General features: G+C 32.2%; 25 protein-coding genes and 3 pseudogenes. 4 read left to right on the forward strand and 24 right to left on the reverse strand.

What is annotated here, in order from left to right:
- Window positions 1-20: 20 nt before the first annotated feature.
- The gene (locus tag C820_RS13580) at window positions 21-1,457 is read left to right on the forward strand and encodes a 6-phospho-beta-glucosidase (protein ID WP_004036783.1); all 1,437 of its coding nucleotides are present in this window, start codon (window positions 21-23) and stop codon (window positions 1,455-1,457) included.
- A gap of 51 nt (window positions 1,458-1,508) precedes the next feature.
- On the opposite strand, the gene C820_RS13585 is transcribed toward C820_RS13580, so the two are convergent.
- From C820_RS13585 to C820_RS13620, 8 genes and pseudogenes are all read right to left on the reverse strand, one after another.
- Window positions 1,509-2,177 carry a YczE/YyaS/YitT family protein gene (locus C820_RS13585; RefSeq protein ID WP_004036781.1) on the reverse strand — a complete coding sequence of 223 codons (669 nt, stop codon included), beginning with the start codon at window positions 2,175-2,177 and terminating at the stop codon, window positions 1,509-1,511.
- On the reverse strand, window positions 2,174-2,596 hold the full coding sequence (locus C820_RS13590; protein ID WP_004036774.1) for a MarR family winged helix-turn-helix transcriptional regulator: 423 nt from the start codon (window positions 2,594-2,596) through the stop codon (window positions 2,174-2,176). Before C820_RS13590 ends, C820_RS13585 begins: the two co-directional genes overlap by 4 nt.
- Window positions 2,597-3,348: 752 nt before the next feature.
- Window positions 3,349-3,583, reverse strand: a pseudogene (locus C820_RS13595) (hypothetical protein).
- Window positions 3,584-3,867: 284 nt separating this feature from the next.
- Window positions 3,868-4,068 (reverse strand): hypothetical protein, encoded by a 201-nt coding sequence (locus tag C820_RS13600; RefSeq protein ID WP_083863844.1) that lies wholly within the window; start codon window positions 4,066-4,068, stop codon window positions 3,868-3,870.
- A 69-nt stretch (window positions 4,069-4,137) separates the two neighbouring features.
- A complete protein-coding gene (locus C820_RS13605) occupies window positions 4,138-4,836 on the reverse strand; it encodes an AAA family ATPase (protein ID WP_243151827.1) in 699 nt (232 codons plus the stop codon).
- A 144-nt stretch (window positions 4,837-4,980) separates the two neighbouring features.
- The gene (locus C820_RS13610; protein ID WP_004036757.1) at window positions 4,981-5,304 is read right to left on the reverse strand and encodes a plasmid mobilization protein; all 324 of its coding nucleotides are present in this window, start codon (window positions 5,302-5,304) and stop codon (window positions 4,981-4,983) included.
- Between the two features lies 1 nt (window position 5,305).
- Window positions 5,306-6,229: pseudogene (locus tag C820_RS13615) on the reverse strand (site-specific integrase).
- A complete protein-coding gene (locus C820_RS13620) occupies window positions 6,210-6,419 on the reverse strand; it encodes a hypothetical protein (protein WP_004036753.1) in 210 nt (69 codons plus the stop codon). The pseudogene C820_RS13615 and the gene C820_RS13620 overlap by 20 nt, the downstream one beginning before the upstream one ends.
- A 175-nt stretch (window positions 6,420-6,594) precedes the next feature.
- Here C820_RS13620 and C820_RS13625 point away from each other — a divergent pair, with 175 nt between their 5' ends.
- Window positions 6,595-7,068, forward strand: coding sequence for a helix-turn-helix domain-containing protein (locus C820_RS13625; protein WP_162213071.1), 474 nt, complete (start codon window positions 6,595-6,597; stop codon window positions 7,066-7,068).
- Window positions 7,069-7,433: 365 nt separating this feature from the next.
- On the opposite strand, the gene rpe is transcribed toward C820_RS13625, so the two are convergent.
- The 15 genes and pseudogenes from rpe to C820_RS13700 form a co-directional block, all read right to left on the reverse strand.
- On the reverse strand, window positions 7,434-8,099 hold the full coding sequence (gene rpe / locus C820_RS13630) for a ribulose-phosphate 3-epimerase (RefSeq protein WP_004036751.1): 666 nt from the start codon (window positions 8,097-8,099) through the stop codon (window positions 7,434-7,436).
- A 115-nt stretch (window positions 8,100-8,214) separates the two neighbouring features.
- Window positions 8,215-8,934, reverse strand: a complete 720-nt coding sequence (locus C820_RS13635) for a FadR/GntR family transcriptional regulator (RefSeq protein ID WP_004036750.1) — start codon at window positions 8,932-8,934, stop codon at window positions 8,215-8,217.
- Window positions 8,935-9,036: 102 nt separating this feature from the next.
- Window positions 9,037-9,996: a 6-phosphofructokinase gene (gene pfkA / locus C820_RS13640; protein ID WP_004036749.1), complete on the reverse strand. Its 960-nt coding sequence runs from the start codon at window positions 9,994-9,996 to the stop codon at window positions 9,037-9,039.
- 119 nt (window positions 9,997-10,115) lie between these two features.
- The gene (locus C820_RS13645; protein WP_004036747.1) at window positions 10,116-10,874 is read right to left on the reverse strand and encodes an SDR family NAD(P)-dependent oxidoreductase; all 759 of its coding nucleotides are present in this window, start codon (window positions 10,872-10,874) and stop codon (window positions 10,116-10,118) included.
- Between the two features lie 68 nt (window positions 10,875-10,942).
- Entirely contained in the window at window positions 10,943-11,878 is a 936-nt protein-coding gene (locus tag C820_RS13650; protein WP_004036745.1) for a transketolase family protein, read from the reverse strand.
- Window positions 11,879-11,897: 19 nt separating this feature from the next.
- Window positions 11,898-12,731 (reverse strand): transketolase, encoded by an 834-nt coding sequence (locus C820_RS13655; protein WP_004036744.1) that lies wholly within the window; start codon window positions 12,729-12,731, stop codon window positions 11,898-11,900.
- 25 nt (window positions 12,732-12,756) lie between these two features.
- Window positions 12,757-14,040, reverse strand: coding sequence for a TRAP transporter large permease (locus C820_RS13660; RefSeq protein WP_004036743.1), 1,284 nt, complete (start codon window positions 14,038-14,040; stop codon window positions 12,757-12,759).
- On the reverse strand, window positions 14,041-14,532 hold the full coding sequence (locus tag C820_RS13665) for a TRAP transporter small permease (protein ID WP_004036739.1): 492 nt from the start codon (window positions 14,530-14,532) through the stop codon (window positions 14,041-14,043).
- 4 nt (window positions 14,533-14,536) lie between these two features.
- Window positions 14,537-14,974, reverse strand: coding sequence for a ribose 5-phosphate isomerase B (gene rpiB, locus C820_RS13670; RefSeq protein ID WP_004036738.1), 438 nt, complete (start codon window positions 14,972-14,974; stop codon window positions 14,537-14,539).
- Window positions 14,975-14,996: 22 nt separating this feature from the next.
- Complete coding sequence (locus C820_RS13675; RefSeq protein WP_004036737.1) at window positions 14,997-16,022, reverse strand: DctP family TRAP transporter solute-binding subunit; 1,026 nt, start codon at window positions 16,020-16,022, stop codon at window positions 14,997-14,999.
- 1,326 nt (window positions 16,023-17,348) lie between these two features.
- Window positions 17,349-17,579, reverse strand: coding sequence for a hypothetical protein (locus C820_RS13680; protein WP_004036736.1), 231 nt, complete (start codon window positions 17,577-17,579; stop codon window positions 17,349-17,351).
- A 325-nt stretch (window positions 17,580-17,904) separates the two neighbouring features.
- A complete protein-coding gene (locus C820_RS14685; protein ID WP_004036735.1) occupies window positions 17,905-18,162 on the reverse strand; it encodes a hypothetical protein in 258 nt (85 codons plus the stop codon).
- 57 nt (window positions 18,163-18,219) lie between these two features.
- Window positions 18,220-19,020 (reverse strand): AAA family ATPase, encoded by an 801-nt coding sequence (locus C820_RS13685; RefSeq protein WP_004036734.1) that lies wholly within the window; start codon window positions 19,018-19,020, stop codon window positions 18,220-18,222.
- A gap of 291 nt (window positions 19,021-19,311) precedes the next feature.
- A pseudogene (locus tag C820_RS13695) lies at window positions 19,312-20,415 on the reverse strand (site-specific integrase).
- Window positions 20,396-20,605: an HTH domain-containing protein gene (locus C820_RS13700; RefSeq protein WP_004036732.1), complete on the reverse strand. Its 210-nt coding sequence runs from the start codon at window positions 20,603-20,605 to the stop codon at window positions 20,396-20,398. Before C820_RS13700 ends, C820_RS13695 begins: the two are co-directional and overlap by 20 nt.
- Before the next feature lie 123 nt (window positions 20,606-20,728).
- On the opposite strand from C820_RS13700, the gene C820_RS13705 reads away from it, so the two are divergent.
- Window positions 20,729-21,256 (forward strand): helix-turn-helix domain-containing protein, encoded by a 528-nt coding sequence (locus C820_RS13705; protein ID WP_251855598.1) that lies wholly within the window; start codon window positions 20,729-20,731, stop codon window positions 21,254-21,256.
- Window positions 21,257-21,547: 291 nt separating this feature from the next.
- Here C820_RS13705 and C820_RS13710 read toward each other — a convergent pair whose 3' ends face one another.
- Window positions 21,548-21,829 carry a metal-sensing transcriptional repressor gene (locus C820_RS13710; protein WP_004036728.1) on the reverse strand — a complete coding sequence of 94 codons (282 nt, stop codon included), beginning with the start codon at window positions 21,827-21,829 and terminating at the stop codon, window positions 21,548-21,550.
- A 1,021-nt stretch (window positions 21,830-22,850) separates the two neighbouring features.
- Here C820_RS13710 and C820_RS14620 point away from each other — a divergent pair.
- Window positions 22,851-23,351, forward strand: a complete 501-nt coding sequence (locus tag C820_RS14620; RefSeq protein ID WP_004036726.1) for a hypothetical protein — start codon at window positions 22,851-22,853, stop codon at window positions 23,349-23,351.
- Window positions 23,352-23,365 lie beyond the last annotated feature (14 nt).

A 23,365-nucleotide genomic window follows, 5' to 3' on the forward strand; every position in this document is an offset into this window, starting at 1 on the left:
AAAAGGGAAGGAGAACATATATGTTAAATAAAAATTTTTTATGGGGCGGAGCAATTGCGGCACATCAAGTAGAAGGTGCTTATTTAGAAGATGGAAAAGGATTAAGTATTGCTGATGTGATGACATCTGGTTCTGTTTCAAAACCTCGTGAAATTACAGATGGCATAATAGAAGGAAAATACTATCCAAATCATAATGGTATTGACTTTTACCATAGTTATAAACAAGATATTGATTTATTTGCAGAAATGGGTTTTAAATGTTTAAGAACAAGTATTGCATGGACAAGAATTTTTCCAAATGGTGATGATAGCACACCTAACGAAAAAGGATTAAAATTTTATGATAATTTGTTTGATTATATGCTTTCTAAAAATATACAGCCTGTGATTACATTATCTCATTTTGAAATGCCATATCATTTGGTAAAACAATATGGTGGGTGGAGAAATAGAAAATGTATTGATTTCTTTTATCAGTTTGCTACGACTTGTATTAAAAGATATAAAAATAAAGTAAAGTATTGGCTAACATTTAATGAAATCAATAATCAGTTATTAACTGAAAATCCGATATATGGCTTTACAAATTCTGGAATACTTTATCAGCAAAATGAAAATAGAGAAAAAGTGATGTATCAGGCAGCACATTATCAGTTTGTTGCTTCTGCAATGGTAGTTGATTTTGCTCAGAAATTAGATAACACATTAAAAATAGGTTGTATGGTAGCAGCATTGCCTTATTATGCTTATTCCTGCAATCCAAAGGATATTTTAAAAGCACAAAAATGCAATCAAAAACAATTATTTTTTACAGATGTGCATGTAAGAGGTTACTATCCTAGCTATATATTAAAAGAATGGGAACAAAAAGGCTATCAATTTGATATAACAGAGCAAGATTTAGAAATATTACAAAAGGGGAAAGTGCATTATATAGGATTTAGCTATTATTTGTCTAGTACAGTGAGTGCAAATACAGATATGAAATGTGTAGGAAGTGGTAATGCTGCTGGTACAGATACTGTAGAAAATCCTTATTTAAAAACAAGCGACTGGGGCTGGACAATAGACCCAGAAGGTTTACGCTATTATCTCAATGATATGTATGATAGATATCAAATACCTCTTTTTATTGTTGAAAATGGTTTCGGAGCGATTGACAAATTAGAAGACAATACAGTACATGACAGTTATAGAATAGATTATTTAAAAGAACATATCAATAAAATGATAAAAGCGATTAAAGAAGATGGTGTTGATGTGATAGGTTATACAGTATGGGGCTGTATTGACCCAGTATCTTTTACAACAGGAGAAATGAAAAAAAGATATGGCTTTGTTTATGTAGACCGTGATGACTTTGGGAATGGAACAAATGCACGACTGCGTAAAGATTCTTTTTTCTGGTACAAAAAAGTGATTGAAACAAACGGCAAAATTTGCATGGAAAATTAAATGATATGATTGAGAACAAGAAATATTTTTTATTTCTTGTTCTTTTTTATTTCAGCAACAAGCTGTTTTTACAGATAGAACTCTTTGAAAAGGAGTATTTAATATTTTTATAAAAAATTTGACAACCATTCCTGTAAATATTGCTGTAATAATTGTGCCTTCTCTTGTGCCAATTATCGCACCATTGAAAAACAGCATAGACAATATAAGAGACAATATCACATTACATACATCAAAACCAATTTTAATATTGCCAAAATTTTTACCGCTTTTGTCTGAAATTGCTTTTACAAATGCCTCTCCAGAATTCATAATGACATTTGCTATTACTGATAATGATACACCAAAACCAAGTATGATAACACCAGTCAATACAAATAGTATTTGAACCACATAGCTGTTTACAGTAATAGAAGATACACACCATATACCAAAATCTGTAAAATATCCAAATAAAAATGAAAGTGGTATTTGCAGAAGTTGTATGATTTTAAAATCTTTTCTCAATATAATCATTTGCCCAATTATCAATATACAATTCCATAATATCAGCCACATACCTAATGAAATATTAATAAATTTTATGCTGAAAACATTTGCAACAGATGAAATAGGAGATACCCCTAATGCTCCATGTTTTGTAACAGCAACGCCGAATGCTGAAAAAAATAAACTAATGATAAATAAAATATATCGTTTTATTGTTTCTTTTTTGTTCATGATCGCTCCTCCAAATTATTATAAATTTTCATCATATATTCTGTTAATTGTTCTATTTCCTCTTTCGAAAAATGAAGCAATGCTTTGCTTTCAATTTCTATAAATTCTTGTTTAATTTGTTCACAAATCTTTTTTCCTTTTTCTGTCATAAAAATATTGATATTTCTTCTACTTTGTTTGTCTGTATTCCTTGTAATAAAACCGTTTTTTTCCATACCATTTAAAATAGTAGAAAGAGAAGCAGGCTCTATGTGACAGCCTTTTGCAATATCCTTTTGCATAGCTCCATTATTTTCCCGTAAATAATCTAATACTTTTGGCTGCCCCAATGTTAATTTTAAATCTTTTATATTGTTAAAAAGCTGTTTTTGTAGCATTAAATGATTTGCCATAAGTAAATAGTGAAATGTAAAATTCATAATAACTCCTTTTTAGTTAGTATTATAATAATTAGTATACTAATTATATTTCAACTAATATTAAAAGTCAATATTATTTTTAATATTATTGATATTAAATCATATATCAGAAAAATTTTTATTTTAAAAAAATATTTATCATTAAATTCCTTATCAAAAAAAATTAAATTCTATTTCATAAAATTATAAAAATTAATATAGATGTTTCTATCAAGCTAATAAGCATATTAGAAATAATTAGAGATTGGAAAATATGTATACAATTCAGGATTACAACAATTGCAAACAGTGGAAAGGGATATCGCATTCCACGCTTGTTGGGGTGTGTCTACGCTTCGCTCCGGTCGGTGCTAAACGAATGTCCACTGGACATTCAGCACCCCCAAACCCCAAATGCAAATTTTTTTAAAATTTGCAAAACGCCTTCGGCGTGGTTTTTCCTTTTTTTAGAATATCATTTTTATTGTAGTATATACACACTACACACTATATACCTCCTATTATTTATAAAATAATCTGAATCTCTGTATTTTCTTTCAGAATGTTGTAGCTAGAACATTTTTGAAGGCTATTTCTATTTTATTGACTTTAATGCTTCTATTTATGCTTATTTCTAAAAACGTTGTATGTACAAGGTTTCTAAATGTCAATTATATACATCTATTTCAAATTATTGCTTTTTGTATTTAAAGAAGCAATTCCTTCTTGTCAACTAAAAACACATTTTTGTTTTCAGTAAACAAAGAAAGACTCTACCATCGAAAACTGAAGTATATTCCTTTTCTATCTAAATACTCTTGTCTAGCCTTTTCTTTTTCTTCTTTGTGTTGGAGCTGTTTTATATTTTATATACAAATTTCGATTGATTATGCTGTCATATTTTTCCTTTAGCATTTTTACAATTTTTTCCTCATCATTATAACATTCCAAAATATGGTATTTAATCAGCGATAGAAATAAATCCTCACTAATTTGTACTTGTTTCATATTTTACACCTTTACTTTTTAATTTTGTGACGATATTTTGTCTGTTAAATTTTAAAATATCGTCACACTGTTTTCTTTTTATTTTTTAAATCAATTATCATAAAATCCAGTAAAATCAATACTTTTCATACATTTGAATTTATTTTTTCAGGATATTTGTGACGATATTTTTTATATTTTCCCTGCTGTTTAAAATACCGTCACATTGTCACACTTATCATTTTTTACTACTTTTATGTCTTAAAAACCTTGCAAATTCAATGTTTTTAGCGATTTGACATTTTTTATTTTTTCGTCAATCTCAACTTGATTTGTCTTCCTGTTCTGTTTCGGTTTGTTTCATATAAAATACCAAATTCTTCAAGTAGCCTTTCTGCATTGACATTTAAACGTCTTGTTAGTGCATTTGGTGATATTTCTTTTGGCAATAAAGCGGTCAATTCTGAAGCCGTTCCGCTCCAATCAGATTTATTTTTTGTTACCATTTCTCCAACTATTTTTACGATTGGGTCAAGCGGTTATTTGCACAATTCTGTTTCCATTTTGATAAACTTCTACAAGCATTTTTCTCTGTCAAATTCCAAATAAATTTTTTGGTCTTGTTGGTCACGTCCAGCAATATCTAAAATTCCCTTGTTATCAATGCGTTTCGTCTTCTGAAGTATAAAAGCTCCATTGGCAGCACCCAACAGACCATTCGTACCAGAAATCATATCAAAACAATCCTCTGATTGCAATTTTCTGGTATGATGAACAATCATCATACAAATGTTATGTTTTTCACTAAACTGTTTCAACTTCATTACAATATCATAATCGTTTGAGTAATTATATCTTTCACCATTGATTTCTCTTACCTTCTGCAAAGTGTCAATCATAATCAATTTTGTATTTGGATGCTCTTTCATAAAATTAGTAAGCTGTTCTTCTAACTCCTCATTCAATGCTTTTGATTTTGTTGTAAAATGAAAATTAGGTGTGCTTTCCATACCAAACATTCTTGACAATCTTTTTTGTATTCTGCTGAAATCGTCTTCTAATGCTAAATATAATGCAGAACCTTGATTGACTTGATAATTCCACAAAGGTAAACCCATACTGACATGATAGCCTAACTGTGCCATTAAAAATGATTTTCCAATTTTAGGAACACCAGCAAAAAGATATGTGCCGTTGTAAATCAGTTTATCAACAACTGCTGCTTTTGGCGGATAAACTGTGTCGTACAATTCTTCCATTGTAATCGTTTCCAACACCTCCTGTTCTAAATTTTTTAAATTTTCTGTGGCTTGTAAATTGATTTTTTGTTGTTTTTCTGTTATACTTTTTTTAATATTTATTGATTGTTCCTTGTCTGTGCTACCAGATGTAATAGGAACAATCTTTTTTTTCTTTACTTATTTGTTTTCCTCCTTCATATGCTTTAAAATTTGACTTATAAATTGAATTGTTGATGTTGTCACATCATCAATTTCATTTCCATTTGTTAGTTTTTGCAGTTCTATACAAATCTGCTCTATATGATTTTTTAGAGCCTTGTATGCTCTTGTATTGCCTACTACTACAATATCTTTACAAAGTAATCTTTTGATAATATAGTCTTGTTTAGTTAAACCAGATAAAGCTACTAGGTTATCTAATAGTCTTACTTCTTCCTTTGACATTCTGAATGAAACCGTTTTGTTTCGCCATCTGCCTTGTTTATCTAAATTTTTCTCCAAGTCACTCACCCCTTTCTTCATTTAATTTTTGTGCCATTTCTATTTGTTTCGTAGGAAAAAGATGTGCATATTGGTATGTAATATCAATGCTTTCATGTCCTACTCTGTCAGCAATCGCAACTGCTGAAAACCCTAAATTTATTAAATGTGAAATATGACTGTGTCTTAAACTGTGCAATTTAATATGTTTTACACCTTCTGTCTTTGCTCCTCTATCCATTTCATGATGGAGGTAACTTTTTGTAACAGGAAAAACTCTATCTGTAGATTGACAGCCATAAAGTAATTTTATATAGTCTTTTATTTCTTCCACCAAGAAATCAGGCATTTGTATTGTTCGATTGTTTTTTGTTGTTTTCGGTTCTGTAACAACATCTTCTCCTTAAATTCACTGATAAGACTCGTTAATCGTTACAACGCCTTTTTCAAAATCGAAATCGGCTGGTGTCAACGCAAGTAGCTCTCCCAAACGAATACCACACCAGTAAAGTATTTCAAAAGCATAAAACGACAATGGTTTATCTATAATTGCTTCTGAAAATTTCAAATATTCTTCTTTTGTCCAAAATTCAATTTCTTTTGTTTGAGCCTTTCCCATATTTCCAACTTTTGCAGCAGGACGGATTTCATTCATCTTTTTGTTTCAAAAGGCAGGAACTAACTTTGTTTGAATGATGTTTTCTTTTGTAAGCCATGTGTTTAATTTCAATTTTGCCTTCATGTCTTTACTGTAGATTTCAATAAAACTTTTAAAATTCATGTCAAGGTTTGTTTCTTGTTTTTGCTTGAATTCTCTTTCCTATTCCAGTGCCTCTCGTTTCGTCTGAAATCCTCTTTTTGTTTTTCCTTTGTTTTTACCTTGCCAATCACGATAGTAGAAAAATACAAACCATTTTCCAGTTTTTTTATCTTTGTAAGCTGACATAACTTTCCTCCTTTCTCAGTCCATAAATTTTTTCTTCAAAAAATTGCCTATTAACCTTTCCAGAAATTGTAATAAAATCTCTGTTTTTTAATTCTTCATTTAGTTTTCGTATGAGTTTATAAGCGTATGGCTTTGATACACCCAATTCTATCGCAATTTCTTCTGCTTTTATAAATAAATTTTTATTCATACTTACCAACCACCTTTTACCATTCGCTTATTTGTTAAAATTTCTATGTCTATTATACATTATCTTTTTTGTTAATACAAGTATTTATTTCACATATTTGTTAATTTTTTATTTACTATTTTACAAATATCAGTTATAATAAATACAAAAACATTTGTAAAAGGTGGTAAATACTATGACTGTTGGTGAAAAAATAAAGCGAATTCGTATTTTTAGGGGTATGACGCAAAAAGAATTAGGTCTTGCAGTTGGTTTGACTGAAAACCGCATTGCTCAATATGAAACAAACTATCGAACTCCTAAAAAAGAACTTTTAAACCAAATTTCCGAAGCACTTCATGTAAGTTCCTTAAATTTCTATGTAGAAGTTTCTGGAAGTGCAGAGGACATTATGCAAACCTTTTTCTGGATGGACGAGTTAAATCCCAATACAGTCAACCTATTTCAAATGACCGAAAACCCAGAACTCAGCACAGAAGTAGAATATAAAAATTCTGACGCTTGGACTACTCCTGCACCTGTAGGCATTTTTCTCAACTATAATTTAGTCAACCAATTTTTAGCAGAATGGTTCACTCGAAAAACAGAGCTGAAAAATGGACAAATTACCAAACAGGAATATTTTGAATGGAAGTTAAATTTTCCTTAATACTTGTGATGGCGGTGGAAAATTCACACCATCTATACAATGGAGAAATTCCTAAAATAAAAATAGACCCTTTCGTTTTATACAAATCAACGAAAAGGTCTATGTAAGTTTTTAATATCAAAGTAATATCAGAGAGGATAAAGCAGTTTCAGAAATGCTGTTATTTCAAGGCTTCCTGAAGTTTTAGGTACTACTCCCACTCGGCAAGCTCAAACAGAACTTAAATACATATGTTTCATTTCTGTATTATTTTTGCCGATATTTTATATCAATTCCATATTTTATTCTGACTTACTGATTTTTTGTTGCCAAATTGTTGCCATATATTTATTACAGCAAAACTAGTTTATGAAGCAATACTATTTTTAAATTAACTGTCCTATTTTTTGTAAAAATATATTTGCATTTTTCTCTACATCTTGTCCAAAAATTGCAGAGCCTGCCACAAATATATTTGCACCTGCTTTTATTACCTGTTCTATATTCTTTTCTGATATGCCTCCATCTACCTGAATATCTATATTCAAATTATTTTTTATGATTCTATTGTGTAATTCTGTAATTTTTTCAAGCATACACGGAATAAATTTTTGTCCTCCAAAACCAGGATTAACAGTCATAAGTAACACCATATCTACCTCATGTAATACCCAATCCAATACCGACAGTGGTGTAGCTGGATTTAAAGCAACACCTGCTTTTACCCCTAATGCATGAATTTTCTGTATCGTTCGGTCTAAATGTTTGCATGTTTCTGTATGAACAGTAATACCGTTTGCACCTGCTTTCACAAAATCATTCAAATATCTATCTGGATTTTCTATCATCAAATGCACATCAAAAAAAGAATTGCTAATTTTACGAATACTCTCTAAAACTGGAAATCCAAAAGAATAGCTTGGTACAAAAGTGCCATCCATAATATCCAAATGCAAATAGTTTATTCCAACACCTTCAACTTTTTGTATTTCTTGTGCTAAATGTGCAAAATCAGCAGCGAGTAAAGAAGGTGCTACTATATATTTTCTCATAATTTTTCTCTCCTATCTTTCTTTATTGCTTATAAAAAGTGTGAAATAAAACGAGAAAAAAGATAAGAGAAAAATCAAATACCCCTATCTTATCAAAAAGATAAGGGTATGATATTTATATTCTGTCATAAAAATAACTTGCATGTATAACGGATTCTATTCTATCAAAATCTTTATTTTTTATGACTTCATAGATATCTTTATGTGCATCTAAAAGTTCCTGTTTACTGCCATTCTCTATCATAAATGTAACTGTTTTTAATCTTAAGCTGTATGTAAGTGTTCTTACAACAGAATTTATTTTTATCATAAGAGAATTATGCATCATTGCAGATATGGTATCATGAAAATCATTGTCCGCTTGAAAAATATGAGCAATATCTGTATTTTCTTCCATAATGACAGATTCCAAAACTTTATATTTTTCATGCAATAATTCAATATCCTTTTTTGTACTTTTTTTTATAGCAGAACGAACTATACTCTGCTCCATCAGCTCTCTAAACTCTTTTAATTCTACATAGGATTCATCAGCATTCAATATAATGCCATATATCATTGGGTCAATCATAGAATCCGTAAATCCATTTCTAACAAATGTACCATCAGCTCGTTTTATTTCTAACACCCCAAGATAAACAAGTATTTTTATTGCTTCACGTATAGAATTTCTTCCTACGCCAAATGTTTCCGACATTTCCATTTCTGTCGGTATTTTGTCACCAGGTTTTAATGCTCCTGAAATCATTGCTTCTGTCAGTCTATCAATCACTTGTTGTACCACTGATTCTTTATTAATAGGTTTTAACACTATGTCTTTCGATTTATTTACCATTATTATCCAACCTACCTTTTTCATATAACATAATATACTAAATATTATACTGTTATTTTGTTATATTCACAACAAAAAAATCAGTTGAACAAAAATGTTTGTTTATTTTGAAATCATCTTACAGATTTCTAAAGCATTACAGTCTATTGTTTTTTTCATATCAAGGGCTTGCTGTATATCAAAGTCCACAACAGCATCTCTTTGTATTGCTACCACTCTGTTATATTTTCCATTTTCAAGAAGTCTTACTGCATAATTTCCCATTTTTGCTGCATAAACTCTGTCAAGCATAGTAGGAGAACCACCTCTTTGTATATGTCCTAAAATGGTAATTCTTGAAGAAATAGAAGTTTCCTTTTCTATTGTTTCAGCCATTTGTTTTAAATCAATATTACAACCTTCTGAAACAACAATAATATGATGTGTTTTTCCTTGTTTTTTTCTTTCTAAAATATTACAACAAACATCATTTTTTATATTTCTTTCTGGAACAAGTACATCTGCTGCTCCTACGGCAAGACCTACATTTAATGCTAAAAATCCTGCATTTCTTCCCATTACTTCTATAATACTGCATTTTTCATGACTTCTTGCAGTATCCCTTAATCTGTCTATTGCCTCTACTGCAATATTGCACGCTGTATCAAATCCTATAGTATAATCTGTACATTCAATATCATTGTCAATGGTTGCTGGTATGCCTACTGTTGGAAGTCCTTGTTGACAAAGTTTTATTGCACCATGAAAAGAGCCATCTCCTCCTATCACAATTAATCCATCAATGCCAACCTCTTTTGCTTTTTGAACTGCCTTTTGTATTCCTTCTGGTTGAAAAAATTCTTTACATCTTGCAGTATAAAGCATTGTTCCGCCTCTTTGCACAATACCAGTAACAGAATTACTATTCAGTTCTACAATATCGCCATTTAAAAGCCCATTATATCCTCTGTTGACTCCTATTACATTCATACCATAATTTAATGCAGTTCTAACAGCAGAACGAATAGCGGAATTCATACCAGGAGCATCACCGCCACTTGTTAATATTGCGATTGTTTTCATACTATCCCTCCATAAAAAGATTACTGCGGATATATCATTGAAGGTATTTTATAAAGTAATATTATGGTTATTTAAGTATTTAAAAAATATCCGCAGTAAATTTTTTTTATGCTATTTCATTAGTCCATATGAGAACCGCCATTGATGTCAATTTCTTCTCCTGTTATGTAAGATGCTTCTTTTGAAGCAAGGAAAACAATGGCATTTGCAACTTCTTGTGTTTCACCAGGACGTCCCATAGGAATACCATCAATTACTTTTTGCGTATCTTCTTTTGGAAGTGACTTCCATATTTCTGTATTGATTAAACCAGGACAAACACTGTTAATTGTGACACCATCTGCAGAGATTTCTCTGGAAAGGTTTTTTGAAAATGCTAATACTGCTGCTTTTGATGCAGAATAATGTGCTCCACCAAATACACCTCCACCTCTTTTTCCAGATACAGAAGAAAGGTTGACAATTCTACCATATTTTGCTTGTCTCATTGGTTTCATACAAGCCTGTGTACAAAGGAATAAACCAAACATATTTACATTAAATATTCTTTTTATATCTTCTAATGTCATATCTTCCACAGTTACTTTTTGTGAAATACCTGCATTATTTACAAGTACATCAATTCTACCAAATTTATCCATAATGGTTTTTACCATATTATCAACAGATTCTTTATCTGTTACATTTAATTCGATGCCAAATGCTTTACCACCTTCTTGCTCAATTTCTTTTACTGTATTTGCAATTCCTTCTGTATTCATATCTGCAATAACAACTGTTCCGCCTTGTTTTGCAAATGTTTTCGCGATTGTTTTTCCAATGCCTTTTGGTGAGCCGCTTCCTGTTACAATGATAACTTGTTCCTTAAAATCTAACATAATTGATTTCCTCCTTAAATTCTATATATAACATACTTTGATAAACATAGGATATTATTTTATAAAAGTTATTTTGTCAATTTTTTTGTAATCTCCACAACGTTTTCTACTGTAATACCATTCATTTCAAGTAATCTTTCATAAGGTGCAGACTGTCCGAATTGGTCTTGTATACCAATACGTTTCACAATACCTTTTCCTCTTTCTGCTACCACTTCGCTTACTGCACTACCCAAACCATTTAATATATTATGGTCTTCTATGGTAATGATTTTTCCAATTTCATCAATACATTGGTTTACTACATCAACATCAAGGGGCTTAATGGTGTGCATATCTACCACTTTTGCAGCAATACCTTGTTTTGCAAGTTCTGCTGCTGCTTTTAATGCAATAATAACGGTATCACCATTTGCAATAATAGCAATGTCTTTTCCCTCTTTTAATACATTTGCTTTTCCAATGACAAACTCTGCATTTTCATCATAAATAACTGGTATAGCATCTCTTGTAAATCTCAAATAGCAAGGACCATACATTTCTGCTGCTGCATTTGTTAATTTTTTTGCTGCAACATAATCAGCAGGCATAATTACTGTCATATTAGGAATTGTTCTTAAAACGCCCATATCTTCAATACTTTGATGACTTGCACCATCATTTGCAGGAGTTACACCACCATGAGAGCAGGCAATTTTTACGTTCAAATTAGGGTAACAAATTTCTTGACGTATCATTTCGCATATTCTCAATGAACCAAATACAGCATATGTTACAACAAAAGGAATTTTTCCACAAGTTGCCATACCAGCCGCAACGCCAGCACCATTTTGCTCTGCAATTCCTACATTGATATGTTGTTTTGGCAGTTCTTTTAAAAATGCTCCTGTTTTACATGATTTTCCAATGTCAATATCTACTACAAATATGTCTTTATTTTTTTTACCAAGTGTTACAATTTCTTCTCCGAAACCTTCTCTTGTTGCTTTTTTTACTTCACTCATATTCTTATCCTCCTTTATATTACAGCATTTGCGCATCTAATTCTTCCATTGCTTGTTTGTATTCCTGTTCATTTGGTGCAACACCATGCCAACCACATTCATTTTCCATATAAGAAACACCTTTTCCTTTTATCGTATGAGCAAATATACATTTTGGCTTTCCATTTTTAGATGCTTTGATTTTATCCAATGTATCTACAATTTGTTGCATATCATGTCCATCAATTTCGTAATTCTCAAATCCAAATGCTTCAAATTTCTTTCCTAAATCAATATTGGGCATAACTTCATCACAAGTACCATCTAATTGTAAATTGTTATTGTCTACAAATACAATCAAATTATCTAGTTTATATTTGTTTGCTGTTTGTGCCGCTTCCCAAATTTCGCCTTCTTGTGCCTCTCCATCTCCTACTACAACAAACACTCTATAATCTTTTTCATCTAATTTTGCACATAACGCCATACCAACACCACAAGCAAGTCCTTGTCCTAATGAACCTGTAGAAATGTCAATACCTGGACATTTTTTCATATCTGGATGTCCTTGTAATATAGAACCTTCTTTTCTTAATGTATGTAATACATCCAATGGAAAATATCCCAATGTTGCCAATGCTGCATATTGTATTGGGCAAACATGACCTTTTGAAAGTACAAATCTATCTCTATCTTCCCATTTTGGATTTTTAGGGTCAATGTTCATTTCTCTAAAATAGCAAGCTGCTACAAAATCTGCTGCGGATAAAGAACCACCTGGATGTCCTGATTGTGCTTCATAAATCATACTAACTGCTTTTTTTCTTAAATCTGTTGCAATATTTTTTAACTCTTTTACACTGATTTCTTTCATATTCATTCACCTCATTAAAATAATATTATATAAATAGTAATGATATTGCTGGTACATACGTAATTAAAAGAAGTACAATGAGCGATGCAGCAATCAAAGGAAGTACAGCAACCGATATTTCTTTTAAGCTACATTTTGCAATACCACAAGCAACATATAAATTAACGCCTACTGGCGGTGTTACCAATCCAATGGCAAGATTGACTATCATAACAACACCCAAATGTACCAAATCAATTCCTAAACTATTTGCTACTGGAACAAAAAGTGGTACAAATATATATAATGCTGATGTAGAATCTAAGAAGCAACCTGCAATTAAAAGTATTACATTTACAATCATAAAGAATATGATTTTATTTCCGCCTGTTATATTAATCAATGCCTCATTGATAGCAACATCTATTCTCGACCTTGTTAATATGTATGCAAAAATACTTGCTGCTGCTGTAATTAACATAACTGTTGCGGTAGTAGATGCAGAATCTACTAATATTTTATAAAATTCTTTCCATTTTACTGTTTTATATATAAATACGCCAACAAATAACCCATATACTGCTGAAACTGCTGCGGCTTCTGTAGGTGTAAACACACCTCCATAAATACCGCCCAATATGATGATCGGCATCAAAAGCCCCCAAAATGCTTCTTTTAAAGCCTTCCATCTTTCTTGAGGTGTTGCCTTTGGTAATACTTCAAGATCTGATTTTCTACCAACAATCAATGCTGTAATTACAAGCGCTAACCCCATTAAAAGTCCTGGCAAAACACTTGCTATAAAAAGTGTTCCGATAGAAGTATCCGATATAGAACCATATACAACTAATGTAATGGATGGAGGAATGACAACACCTATTGCTCCCGCTGTTGCCATTAGCGCTGCTGAAAATGCAGGAGAATATCCTACTTTAATCATAGCTGGTATCAATATCAATCCTAATGCTGCAACTGTTGCTGGTCCAGAACCAGATATTGCTGCAAAGAAACAAGCAACAATAACGCATACCATAGCAACGCCGCCTCTTAAATGCCCTACACACGCCTGTGCTAGTGCTATTAACTTTTGAGAAATACCTGCCTTTTCCATAATATTTCCGCCAAGTATAAAAAATGGAATTGCTAATAAAACAAATTTACTTGTTGCAGCAGATACAAGCTGCGGCAATGTGCCAAGTACAATATCAAGTGGTCTACCTGCTCCTTGTAGTATCATTGCTCCCATACTAGAAATACCAAGACAGACTGCAATAGGTGTTCCAATAAAAAGTAATACTGCAAATGTAATAAATAAAAACGATGCAACCATTTACACTTCCTCCTTTTCCGTTTCTGGTTTTGTTTTGATTTCAGCAATCAAAACCTGTATAAATCGTAACGTAAGAAAGAAAGCTCCAATTGGTACAAAAGAACCAAATATCCACTCTGCCCATTGCATATTTGCTGTTACCTGTCCTCTTTGCATTTGACTTTGTACCATAAATATACCGTAATAAAATATAGAACTGCTAAATATTATGGCAAACACAAAACCTATGATTTTTAATATTTTTTTGACACTTGGGCTTACAATATCTGTCAAAACAGTTAACCCCAAATGTGCCCCTCTTTTTGCTGCTACAGCAGAACCCATAAGACTTAATAGTACAAACAAATATGTTGTAATTTCATCTGTAAATGATAGAGACGCAGACAATAAAAACCTAGAAACAACATTCATAAATGCTATAATTGTCATAACGCTCAAACAAATAGCACATAATATTTCCTCTATGTTGTTTAAAAACTTTTTAAAATTCATTTTCTCACCCCTTTTCTTCCTCTATCTGTGAAATCCTTCTGATATGTCTTTCTTCATTTGAAAAAGGTGTATTTAAAAATACTTTTACAATTTCTAATGCAAGCCCAACGCCTACAACTCTTGCTCCCATTGCTAATATATTGGCATCATTATGTTCTCTTGTCGCCTTTGCAGAAAAACAATCTCCACAGAGTGCTGCACGAATACCCTTGACTTTATTTGCTGCAATAGAGATACCAATACCTGTACCACATATCAATATTCCTTTTTCACATTCTCCATTTGCTACTGCATGAGCTACTTTTTTAGCATAAACTGCATAGTCACAAGAGCTTTCTGAATTTGTACCAAAATTTTGATAAACAATATTTTCTTTTTCTAAATATGCAATTACTTCTTGCATTAAATAATATCCGCCATGGTCACAACCTAATGCTATCATATTTTTATTCCTCCTTTTTCATTTATTTAATTTGAAATGCTTCACAAGCATCTTCGCCATATTTATCCATAAGATTTTTTCTTAAATCGGTTACCGTTTCTTTAAAAGGAAGTAATTCTTGTTCCGTTAGTCTGGTTACTTCCATACCGTTTTGCTCAAATTTATTGATAATAACTTCTTCTTGTTCCTCTAAATAATCTCTGCCCCATTCACAAGCCTCTTTTGCCTTTTCTTGTAATAATTCTCTTGTTTTTGGCTGTAAATATTCATTCCATATTGTTGAATTTGCTACAAATAAATCATTTTCATATGTATAGTTCCAAAGTGTTAAATAATCCTGTACTTCATACATTTTTGATGTATCTGTGATACTGACACCGTTTTCCTGTCCATCTATTGTTCCCTGTTGTATTGCTGTAAATACTTCACTCCAACTCATAGCAACTGGGTCTGCACGAAAAGTATTAAATACTCCCATATATACCTCTCCACCTGGTACTCTTATTTTTAATCCTTTTACATCTTCTGGAGTTTTGACAGCATGTTTGCTATTTGTAAGTTGTCTAAAACCGTTATGAAAAGAACCTAAAAATGTGATATCATATTCTTTTAATAGATTTGCATAATATTCTCCGCCGCTTTCATCAATCGCTTTTCTTGCTTCTTGATAATTGTTGTAACTCCATGGAATTGTTCCAACTAAAAACCTTTCGTCTAATACAGATATTACACTGCTCGCATATGCCGCTAAATCAACAGAACCATCTGCTATCATTTCAATTCCTTTTGTAGCATTTCCTCCAGCAAGCTGGTCATTTGGAAATACAATAATTTCGATATTGCCATTTGATTCTTCTGCAACAAGTTCTGAAAACTTTTTCGCAACAAGTGTATCAATTTGTATGTCTGTACCATTCACTGCCATAATCAATTCTATTTTTTGATACCCCTCTGCGTTCTTCTGTGAAATATTATCGTTTCCACATCCCATTAATGTTGTGATAGCTAAACTAACAACCACTAATGTCGATAATATTTTTTTCTTCATAGCATTCCCCTCCTAAATAGTATGTATTATTCACCATATGTATAACGTTCAATGTAGGATGTATATAATATATATCTAATCTATACTTTTGTCAATAAAAAATAGACATATTTTCTATATTTTACTTTTTTAACATTTTTATACTATCATTTTTATATAAATATTATATTGTATTTTTAAAATTTATTATTTATATATAAAATAAAGAAAGAAAACTTATATCCTTTTAATAAATTCTTGCAAAATATAAAATCAATATATGATTAAATCAATGAATAGAAAAAGATTAATCATCAAAAAGTATTATTAATATTATATGTAGATAGATAATTTTCAAAAATATTACTCTACTAATTTCATATATCAACAATCAGTATATTAAATTTATATATTTCAAAATTATAAAAAAATAGAATAGTAAGGCTTATAAATGAATACAAGCAGAAATTATTTCGATAAGCAAAAACTCTATTGCTAATAAAATAATCAAAGTTTTTTTGACTATTTTTTTAAGCTTTCGAATAATTTAGAAAATAATTGGTAATTCTAAAAACTGTATACAAAGGTAGAGCTGCATCGAGTGCAAGCAGTGGAAAGGGATATCCCTTTCCATGCTTGTTGGGGCGTGTCTACGCTTTGCTCCGGTCGGTGCTAAACGAATGTCCACTGGACATTCAGCACCCCCAAACCCCAAATGCAAATTTTTTTGAAATTTGCAAAACGCCTTCGGCGTGGCTTTTCCTTTTTTAGAACATCACTTTTATTGTACTATATATGAATTTTACCATCAAAAATAAAATGATTTTAAACAAAATCTTTAATCAAAAAATTTCCCTTTAGCAGTTTAAAATAGAAAATTTCTTTTTTCCCTTTTTATACTATAAAATAATATTGCTATCAAAAAATAAAGCTACTTTTATGTAAATTTTGCAAAAAAAATCTTTCTTAATAGCTGAAAAGAAAAATTCTTTCTACTTTTTTTGCTATTAGGAAAGAAAATTATTGATAATAACAATACTACCCTCTATATATAATATATATATACATACATTATATATACACCCTATAATTTATAAAATAATATGAATACCTTATATTTGTTTTCAGAGCGTTGTAGATACAACACTTCTGAAGGCTGTTTTTATTTTATTGACTTTATATACTTCCGCTCATACTCATTCCTAAAAACATTGTACATACAATATTCCGAACTATACACTTATTCCAAATTACTGCTTTTTGCACTTAAAAAAGCAATTCTCCTTGTCAACTAAAAAACAGAAACGTGACACGTTTCTGTCATTAGTAATCAATGGAAAAATCCTACTAGCGAAAGCTGGAGTGTATTTCCTTTTTATTTAAATATTCTTGTCTTGCTTTTTCTTTCTCCTTTTCTGATGGAGCTGTTTTATATTTTGTATACAAACTTCTATTGACTACTCTATCAAATTTTTCTTGTAATCCTTTTACAATTTTTTCCTCATCACTGCAATATTCCAAAATATGGTATTTTATTAGTGATAAAAATAAATCCTCACTAATTTGTACTTGCTTCATATTTTACACCTTTATTTTTTAATTTTGTGACGATATTTTATCTGTTAAATTTAAAAATATCGTCATACTTTTTTTCAAACTCCACATTCAAAAAATGCTGTAAAATCAAGGTTTTCTTGCTGCCTTATTTTATATTTTTTGTATCTGTGACGATATTGACGATATTTTTTATATTTTCCCTGCTGTCTAAAATACCGTCACATCGTCACATTTATCATTTTTTTACCACTTTTATGTCTTAAAAACCTTGTAAATTTAATGTTTTTAGCTATTTGATATTTTTCTTTTTATGTGACGATATTCAAACAAAATATCGTCACACTTTTTATTTTTTTATCAATGTCAACTTGATTTGTCTGCCTGTCCTATTTCGGTTTGTTTCGTAATAAATGTTAAACTCCTCAAGCAATCGCTCTGCATTAACATTTAAACGTCTTGTCAAAGCGTTTGGTGATATTTCCTTTGGTAGCAGTGCAGCTAATTCTGAAGCAGTTCCAATCCAATCTGATTTATTTTTTATTACCATTTCGCCAACCATTTTTACAATTGGGTCAAGTGGTTCTTTACACAACTCTGTTTCCATTTTAATAAATTTCCACAGGCATTTTTCTCTATCAAACTCCAAATAAATTTTTTGGTCTTATTGGTCACGTCCAACAATATCAAGTATACCCTTGTTATCAATGCGTTTCGTCTTCTGAAGTATAAAGGCTCCATCGGCGGCACCCAGCAAACCATTCGTGCCAGAAATCATATCAAAACAATCCTCTGATTGCAATTTTCTGGTATGATGAACAATAAGCATACAAATGTTGTGTTTCTCGCTAAACTGTTTCAATTTCATTACAATATCGTAGTCATTGGAGTAGTTATATCTTTCACCATTGATTTCTCTTACTTTTTGCAAAGTATCAATCATAATTAACTTTGTATCTGGATGCTCATTGATAAAATGAGTAAGCTGTTCTTCTAATCCTTCATTTAATGCTTTTGATTTTGTTGCAAAATGAAAATTAGGCGTACTTTCCATACCAAACATTCTTGACAATCTTTTTTGTATTCTGCTGTAATCGTCCTCCAATGCTAAGTATAAAACACTTCCTTGACTGACTTGATAATTCCACAAAGGTAAACCCATACTGACATGATAGCCTAGTTGTGCCATCAAAAACGACTTTCCGATTTTTGGAGCACCTACAAAAAGGTATGTACCATTATAAATTAATTTATCAACAACAGCAGCCTTTAGTGGATAAACTGTGTCATACAATTCTTCCATTGTAATCGTTTCCAACACCCCCTGTTCAAAATTTTTTAAATTTTCTGTGGCTTGTAAATTGCTTTTTTTCTGGCTTTCTGATATACTTTTGTTAGTGTACATTGATTGTCCTTTATCTGTGCCAACAGATGAAATAGGGACAATCTTTTTTTCTTTATTCATTGTTTTTCCTCCTTCATATCCTTTAAAATTTGATTAATAAATTGAATTGTCGACAGTGATACATCGTTAATTTCTTGCATAGTTGATAAATTTTTTAATTCTATACAAAGTTGTTCTATGTGTTTTTTTAGAGCCTTGTATAGTTTTGTGTTGCCTACTACAACAACGTCTTTACACAAAAGTCGTTTTATAATGTAGTCTTGCTTGGTTAATCCTGATAAATCAACTAGGTTATTTAATAATGTTACTTCTTCCTTTTACATTCTGAATGAAACTGTTTTATTTCGCCATCTACCTTGCTTGTCCAAATTTTTCTCCAAGTTCCTCATCTCTTTCAACATTTAATTTTTGTGCCATTTCTATTTGTTTGGTAGGAAATAGGTGGGCATACTGATAAGTGATGTCAATGCTTTCATGTCATACTCTGTCAGCAATTGCAACTGCTGAAAACCCTAAATCTATTAAATGTGAAATATGACTGTGTCTTAAACTGTGCAATTTAATATGTTTTACACCTTCTGTCTTTGCTCCTCTATCCATTTCATGATGGAGGTAGCTTTTTGTAACTGGAAAAATTCTGTCTGTGGATTTACAGCCATAAAGCAGTTTTAAATAGTCTTGCATTTCTTCAACCAAAAAATCAGGCATTTGTATTATACGATTGCTTTTTGCAGTCTTTGGTTCAGTGATAACATCTTCACATTGAAGCCTTTGATAAGATTTATTGATAGTCACTACACCTTTTTCAAAATCGAAATCGGCTGGTGTCAAGGCAAGTAGTTCTCCTAAACGAATACCACACCAGTAAAGCATTTCAAAAGCGTAAAAAGAAAGTGGTTTGTCCATCATTGCTTCTGAAAATTTTAAATATTCCTCCTTTGTCCAAAACTCAATTTCTTTTGTTTGAGCTTTGCCTATATTTCCAGCTTTTGCAGCAGGATTGGATTTCAACTCATAATATCTTACTGCATGATTAAAAATTGCACTCAACTGATTATATACTGTTTTCAAATAAGTTTCTGAATAGGAATTGCCTTTTTCATCTTTGTAAGCAAGCATTTTGTTCTGCCAAGCAATTACATCAGCAGGACGGATTTCATTCATTTTTTTGCTACCAAAAACAGGAATTAACTTTGTTTGAATAATGTTTTCCTTAGTCAAACAAGTGTTTAGCTTTACTCTTGCTTTCATATCCTTGCTATAAATTTCAACAAAACTTTTAAAACTCATATCAAGATTTGTTTCTTGTTTTTGTTTAAATTCTCTTTCCCATTCCAACGCTTCTCGTTTGGTTTGAAATCCTCTTTTTGTTTTTCCTTTGTTCTTACCTTGCCAATCACGATAATAGAAAAACACAAACCATTTTCCAGTCTTTTTATCTTTGTAAGCCGACATAACTTTCCTCCTTCCTAAGCCCATAAACTTTTTCTTCAAAAAATTGTCTGATAACCTTTCCAGAAATTGTAATAAAACCTCTATTTTTCAATTCTTCATTTAGCTTTCGTATCAGTTTATACGCGTATGGCTTTGACACTCCTAATTCCTTCGCTATTTCTTCTGCTTTTATAAATAAATTTTTATTCATACTTACCAATCACCTTTTACTATTCGCTTATTTGTTAAAATTTCTATACCTATTATATATTTACTATTTCTAAAATATCAGTTATAATAAATACAAAAATATTTGTAAAAGGTGGTAAATACTATGACTGTTGGTGAAAAAATAAAGCGAATTCGTATTTTTAGGGGTATGACGCAAAAAGAATTAGGTCTTGCAGTTGGTTTGACTGAAAACAGCATTGCTCAATATGAAACAAACTATCGAACTCCTAAAAAAGAACTTTTAAACCAGATTGCCGAAGCACTTCATGTAAATTCCTTGAATTTCTATGTGGAAGTTTCTGGAAGTGCTGAAGATATTATGCAGACCTTTTTCTGGATGGACGAACTAAATCCTAACACAGTCAACCTATTTCAAATGACCGAAAACTCAGAACTCAGTACAGAAGTAGAATACAAAAATTCTGATAATTGGACTACTCTTGCACCAGTAGGTATTTTTCTCAATTACAACCTTGTAAACCAATTTTTAACAGAATGGCTCACTCGAAAAACAGAGCTGAAAAATGGACAAATTACCAAAAAGGAATATTTTGAATGGAAGTTAAACTTTCCTTATACTTGTGATGGTGGTGGAAAATTTACACCATCTGTACAATGGAGAAATTCCTAAAACAAAAATAGACCCTTTCGCTTTATACAAATCAACGAAAAGGTCTATCTAAAATTTAATATCATTTTAATATCAGAGAGGATAAAGCAGTTCAAAAAACCCTTCTATTTCAAGGCTTTCTGAAGTTTTAGGTACTACTCCCACTCTCAAATTAAAACTTAGTTCTATACAGTTTTGTATGGAGTATCTGGTTTTATTTGACTTCATTTGTTTTCTATTATTCTATATTTATAGTCTATTCCAAATAATGTTATCAAATTGCTATCAATAAAGTGTTATCACGCTATTCTTTTATTTCATATTCGCAAATCTTTCCATAGCCTTTGAGAAACTTTTCATTATTTCTTCTACATCACCATTTTCTATACCTTTAGAAATACAATACTTCAAATGACTTTCTAAAATAGCTTGTCCTGCCTTATGCAAAGCAGATTTTGCTGCATTAATTTGTGACAAAACATCTTCACAAGCTACATCTTCTTCAATCATTCTATCAACTGCCTGTACCTGTCCTATAATTCTTTTCATTCTATGGTGCAATTTTTCGTTTTCACTTTCTATACATTTTTTCATAACATTCTCTCCAAACTTTAATACAATAACACGTATATGTATATAATAATACTTAAATTATAAATTGTCAAGAGATTTCTGACAAAAAAATAAAAATTATTTAAAATAAAATGGTTGATTATCTCAAAAAAGCCTTGATTTATGGGCATACAAGCAGGATTTCAAGCTGAATTTACTACCAATTTACTACTTTTGAGGGAAAGAGCCTTGATATGCCGCCCGGAATCCTACAAGCCCCAATATCAGTACAGCATTGAAAGAATAAATGGAATCTGAATATGGCACAGACAAGGCGTTTCTCTATCCCATAGCAGGGAGAATGGGGACGCCGCTTTTTATACCCTCATGTTACGCAATAGAAGTAAAAAGAGCCTTGCTACAAGCGGCTTTGCGGGCGTGTTTCTGCTGGAGATAAGGATTTATACATACCTCCGGCAAAATGGCGTTCTATTGCGTAACATACCCACAGCAAAAGGAGTGCTGAAGCTACGCCAGCTTTTCAAGTGAACCACAACCGAACCTGTCCGATATTGGAAAACCCGACACCGGGCAACCCGATATTGGATTTTCCGATACTGGGTAATCCGACGTCGGAAAATCCAATGCAATTAAATAAAGATATACTAAAGACTGATTTATTAAGTAAAGAGAAAAGAAATACAGATATACAAAATACCCATTCCTTTCCCTTCCTATCCGTTCCCCGAACCACTCTCCCTTTGACGGGAAAGCAGTACAATCCCCGGAATGGAAGTGAACGGATAAGCTGCAAAAGAAAAAACAAGTTACGGAGCAAGCATATGCTTGTGTTTTAATAGGAACACTGTAATATCAAGGCTTTTCGGAGCCAGCAACCACAAAAAAATATTATTTGAGCTATCACATTACGCAGAAAGCCGTCCGGCATGAAAAAACGGGCGGCTTTTTTGCGTGGATAGCCGGGAGGGAGGCGAAAAAATAGCAACAAAGTTTTAGTGCAAGATTTGTGCAACATTCACGAAATTAAAAAAGGAGGTAACGAATGGCAGACGAAAAATTAAACGTGAGCCCGGAGGAAAATCCCCAGCCCAGCTTGTTCGATGCCGGCCCGGAGGATGCTCCTGCCCAGGAAACACCCGCGCCGGAGCCCCCGGCCCCGGAGAACATTCCCGAGCAGGCCGCCGTGGATGCGCCCGCCCAGGATGCCCCGGCTGGTGCTCCCGGCGAGGTGAGTGTATCCGCTGACCAGATTGAAAAGCTGATGGCGGAGCGGCGGGCGGCGGAACGTGCGGAGGTGGAAAAGAACGAGCCGCCCGAACCGGAACAGCCGCCCACCCCGACCACGGAGGATAAGGCCGCCGGGGAAAAGGGGCCCGATAAAAAGGGCAAGGCCGCCAAAGAAAAAGAGCCCGCCCCGGAGGATAAGCCCAAGGGCAGGCGGGGCCGCAAGCCCAAGGAAGAAAAGGCGGGGCCCAGCGAACTGGGAGGGACGGGGGCCCGCCGCTCCCCAGCCTGCGCCGGAGCCGCCGCCCCAGCCCCGTGACGCGACCCGCGCTG

Source organism: Clostridium sp. MD294 (assembly GCF_000364165.2).
GTDB lineage: Bacteria > Bacillota > Clostridia > Lachnospirales > Anaerotignaceae > Coprocola.

What these genes read in the sequence shown, in the direction of transcription:
- C820_RS14620 (WP_004036726.1), top strand. Translation starts at nt 22,851, where the DNA reads ATGGCAGACGAAAAATTAAACGTGAGCCCGGAGGAAAATCCCCAGCCC.
- C820_RS13590 (WP_004036774.1), bottom strand. Translation starts at nt 2,596, where the DNA reads ATGAATTTTACATTTCACTATTTACTTATGGCAAATCATTTAATGCTA.
- C820_RS13680 (WP_004036736.1), bottom strand. Translation starts at nt 17,579, where the DNA reads ATGAAGCAAGTACAAATTAGTGAGGATTTATTTTTATCACTAATAAAA.
- C820_RS13655 (WP_004036744.1), bottom strand. Translation starts at nt 12,731, where the DNA reads ATGAAAGAAATCAGTGTAAAAGAGTTAAAAAATATTGCAACAGATTTA.
- C820_RS13710 (WP_004036728.1), bottom strand. Translation starts at nt 21,829, where the DNA reads ATGAAAAAATGTATAGAAAGTGAAAACGAAAAATTGCACCATAGAATG.
- C820_RS13650 (WP_004036745.1), bottom strand. Translation starts at nt 11,878, where the DNA reads ATGAGTGAAGTAAAAAAAGCAACAAGAGAAGGTTTCGGAGAAGAAATT.
- C820_RS13600 (WP_083863844.1), bottom strand. Translation starts at nt 4,068, where the DNA reads ATGGTAACAAAAAATAAATCTGATTGGAGCGGAACGGCTTCAGAATTG.
- rpe (WP_004036751.1), bottom strand. Translation starts at nt 8,099, where the DNA reads ATGAGAAAATATATAGTAGCACCTTCTTTACTCGCTGCTGATTTTGCA.
- C820_RS13705 (WP_251855598.1), top strand. Translation starts at nt 20,729, where the DNA reads ATGACTGTTGGTGAAAAAATAAAGCGAATTCGTATTTTTAGGGGTATG.
- C820_RS13635 (WP_004036750.1), bottom strand. Translation starts at nt 8,934, where the DNA reads ATGGTAAATAAATCGAAAGACATAGTGTTAAAACCTATTAATAAAGAA.
- C820_RS13585 (WP_004036781.1), bottom strand. Translation starts at nt 2,177, where the DNA reads ATGAACAAAAAAGAAACAATAAAACGATATATTTTATTTATCATTAGT.
- C820_RS13625 (WP_162213071.1), top strand. Translation starts at nt 6,595, where the DNA reads ATGACTGTTGGTGAAAAAATAAAGCGAATTCGTATTTTTAGGGGTATG.
- C820_RS13645 (WP_004036747.1), bottom strand. Translation starts at nt 10,874, where the DNA reads ATGTTAGATTTTAAGGAACAAGTTATCATTGTAACAGGAAGCGGCTCA.
- C820_RS13700 (WP_004036732.1), bottom strand. Translation starts at nt 20,605, where the DNA reads ATGAATAAAAATTTATTTATAAAAGCAGAAGAAATAGCGAAGGAATTA.
- C820_RS13685 (WP_004036734.1), bottom strand. Translation starts at nt 19,020, where the DNA reads ATGAATAAAGAAAAAAAGATTGTCCCTATTTCATCTGTTGGCACAGAT.
- pfkA (WP_004036749.1), bottom strand. Translation starts at nt 9,996, where the DNA reads ATGAAAACAATCGCAATATTAACAAGTGGCGGTGATGCTCCTGGTATG.
- C820_RS13665 (WP_004036739.1), bottom strand. Translation starts at nt 14,532, where the DNA reads ATGAATTTTAAAAAGTTTTTAAACAACATAGAGGAAATATTATGTGCT.
- C820_RS13580 (WP_004036783.1), top strand. Translation starts at nt 21, where the DNA reads ATGTTAAATAAAAATTTTTTATGGGGCGGAGCAATTGCGGCACATCAA.
- C820_RS14685 (WP_004036735.1), bottom strand. Translation starts at nt 18,162, where the DNA reads ATGGAAACAGAGTTGTGTAAAGAACCACTTGACCCAATTGTAAAAATG.
- C820_RS13660 (WP_004036743.1), bottom strand. Translation starts at nt 14,040, where the DNA reads ATGGTTGCATCGTTTTTATTTATTACATTTGCAGTATTACTTTTTATT.
- C820_RS13620 (WP_004036753.1), bottom strand. Translation starts at nt 6,419, where the DNA reads ATGAATAAAAATTTATTTATAAAAGCAGAAGAAATTGCGATAGAATTG.
- rpiB (WP_004036738.1), bottom strand. Translation starts at nt 14,974, where the DNA reads ATGATAGCATTAGGTTGTGACCATGGCGGATATTATTTAATGCAAGAA.
- C820_RS13675 (WP_004036737.1), bottom strand. Translation starts at nt 16,022, where the DNA reads ATGAAGAAAAAAATATTATCGACATTAGTGGTTGTTAGTTTAGCTATC.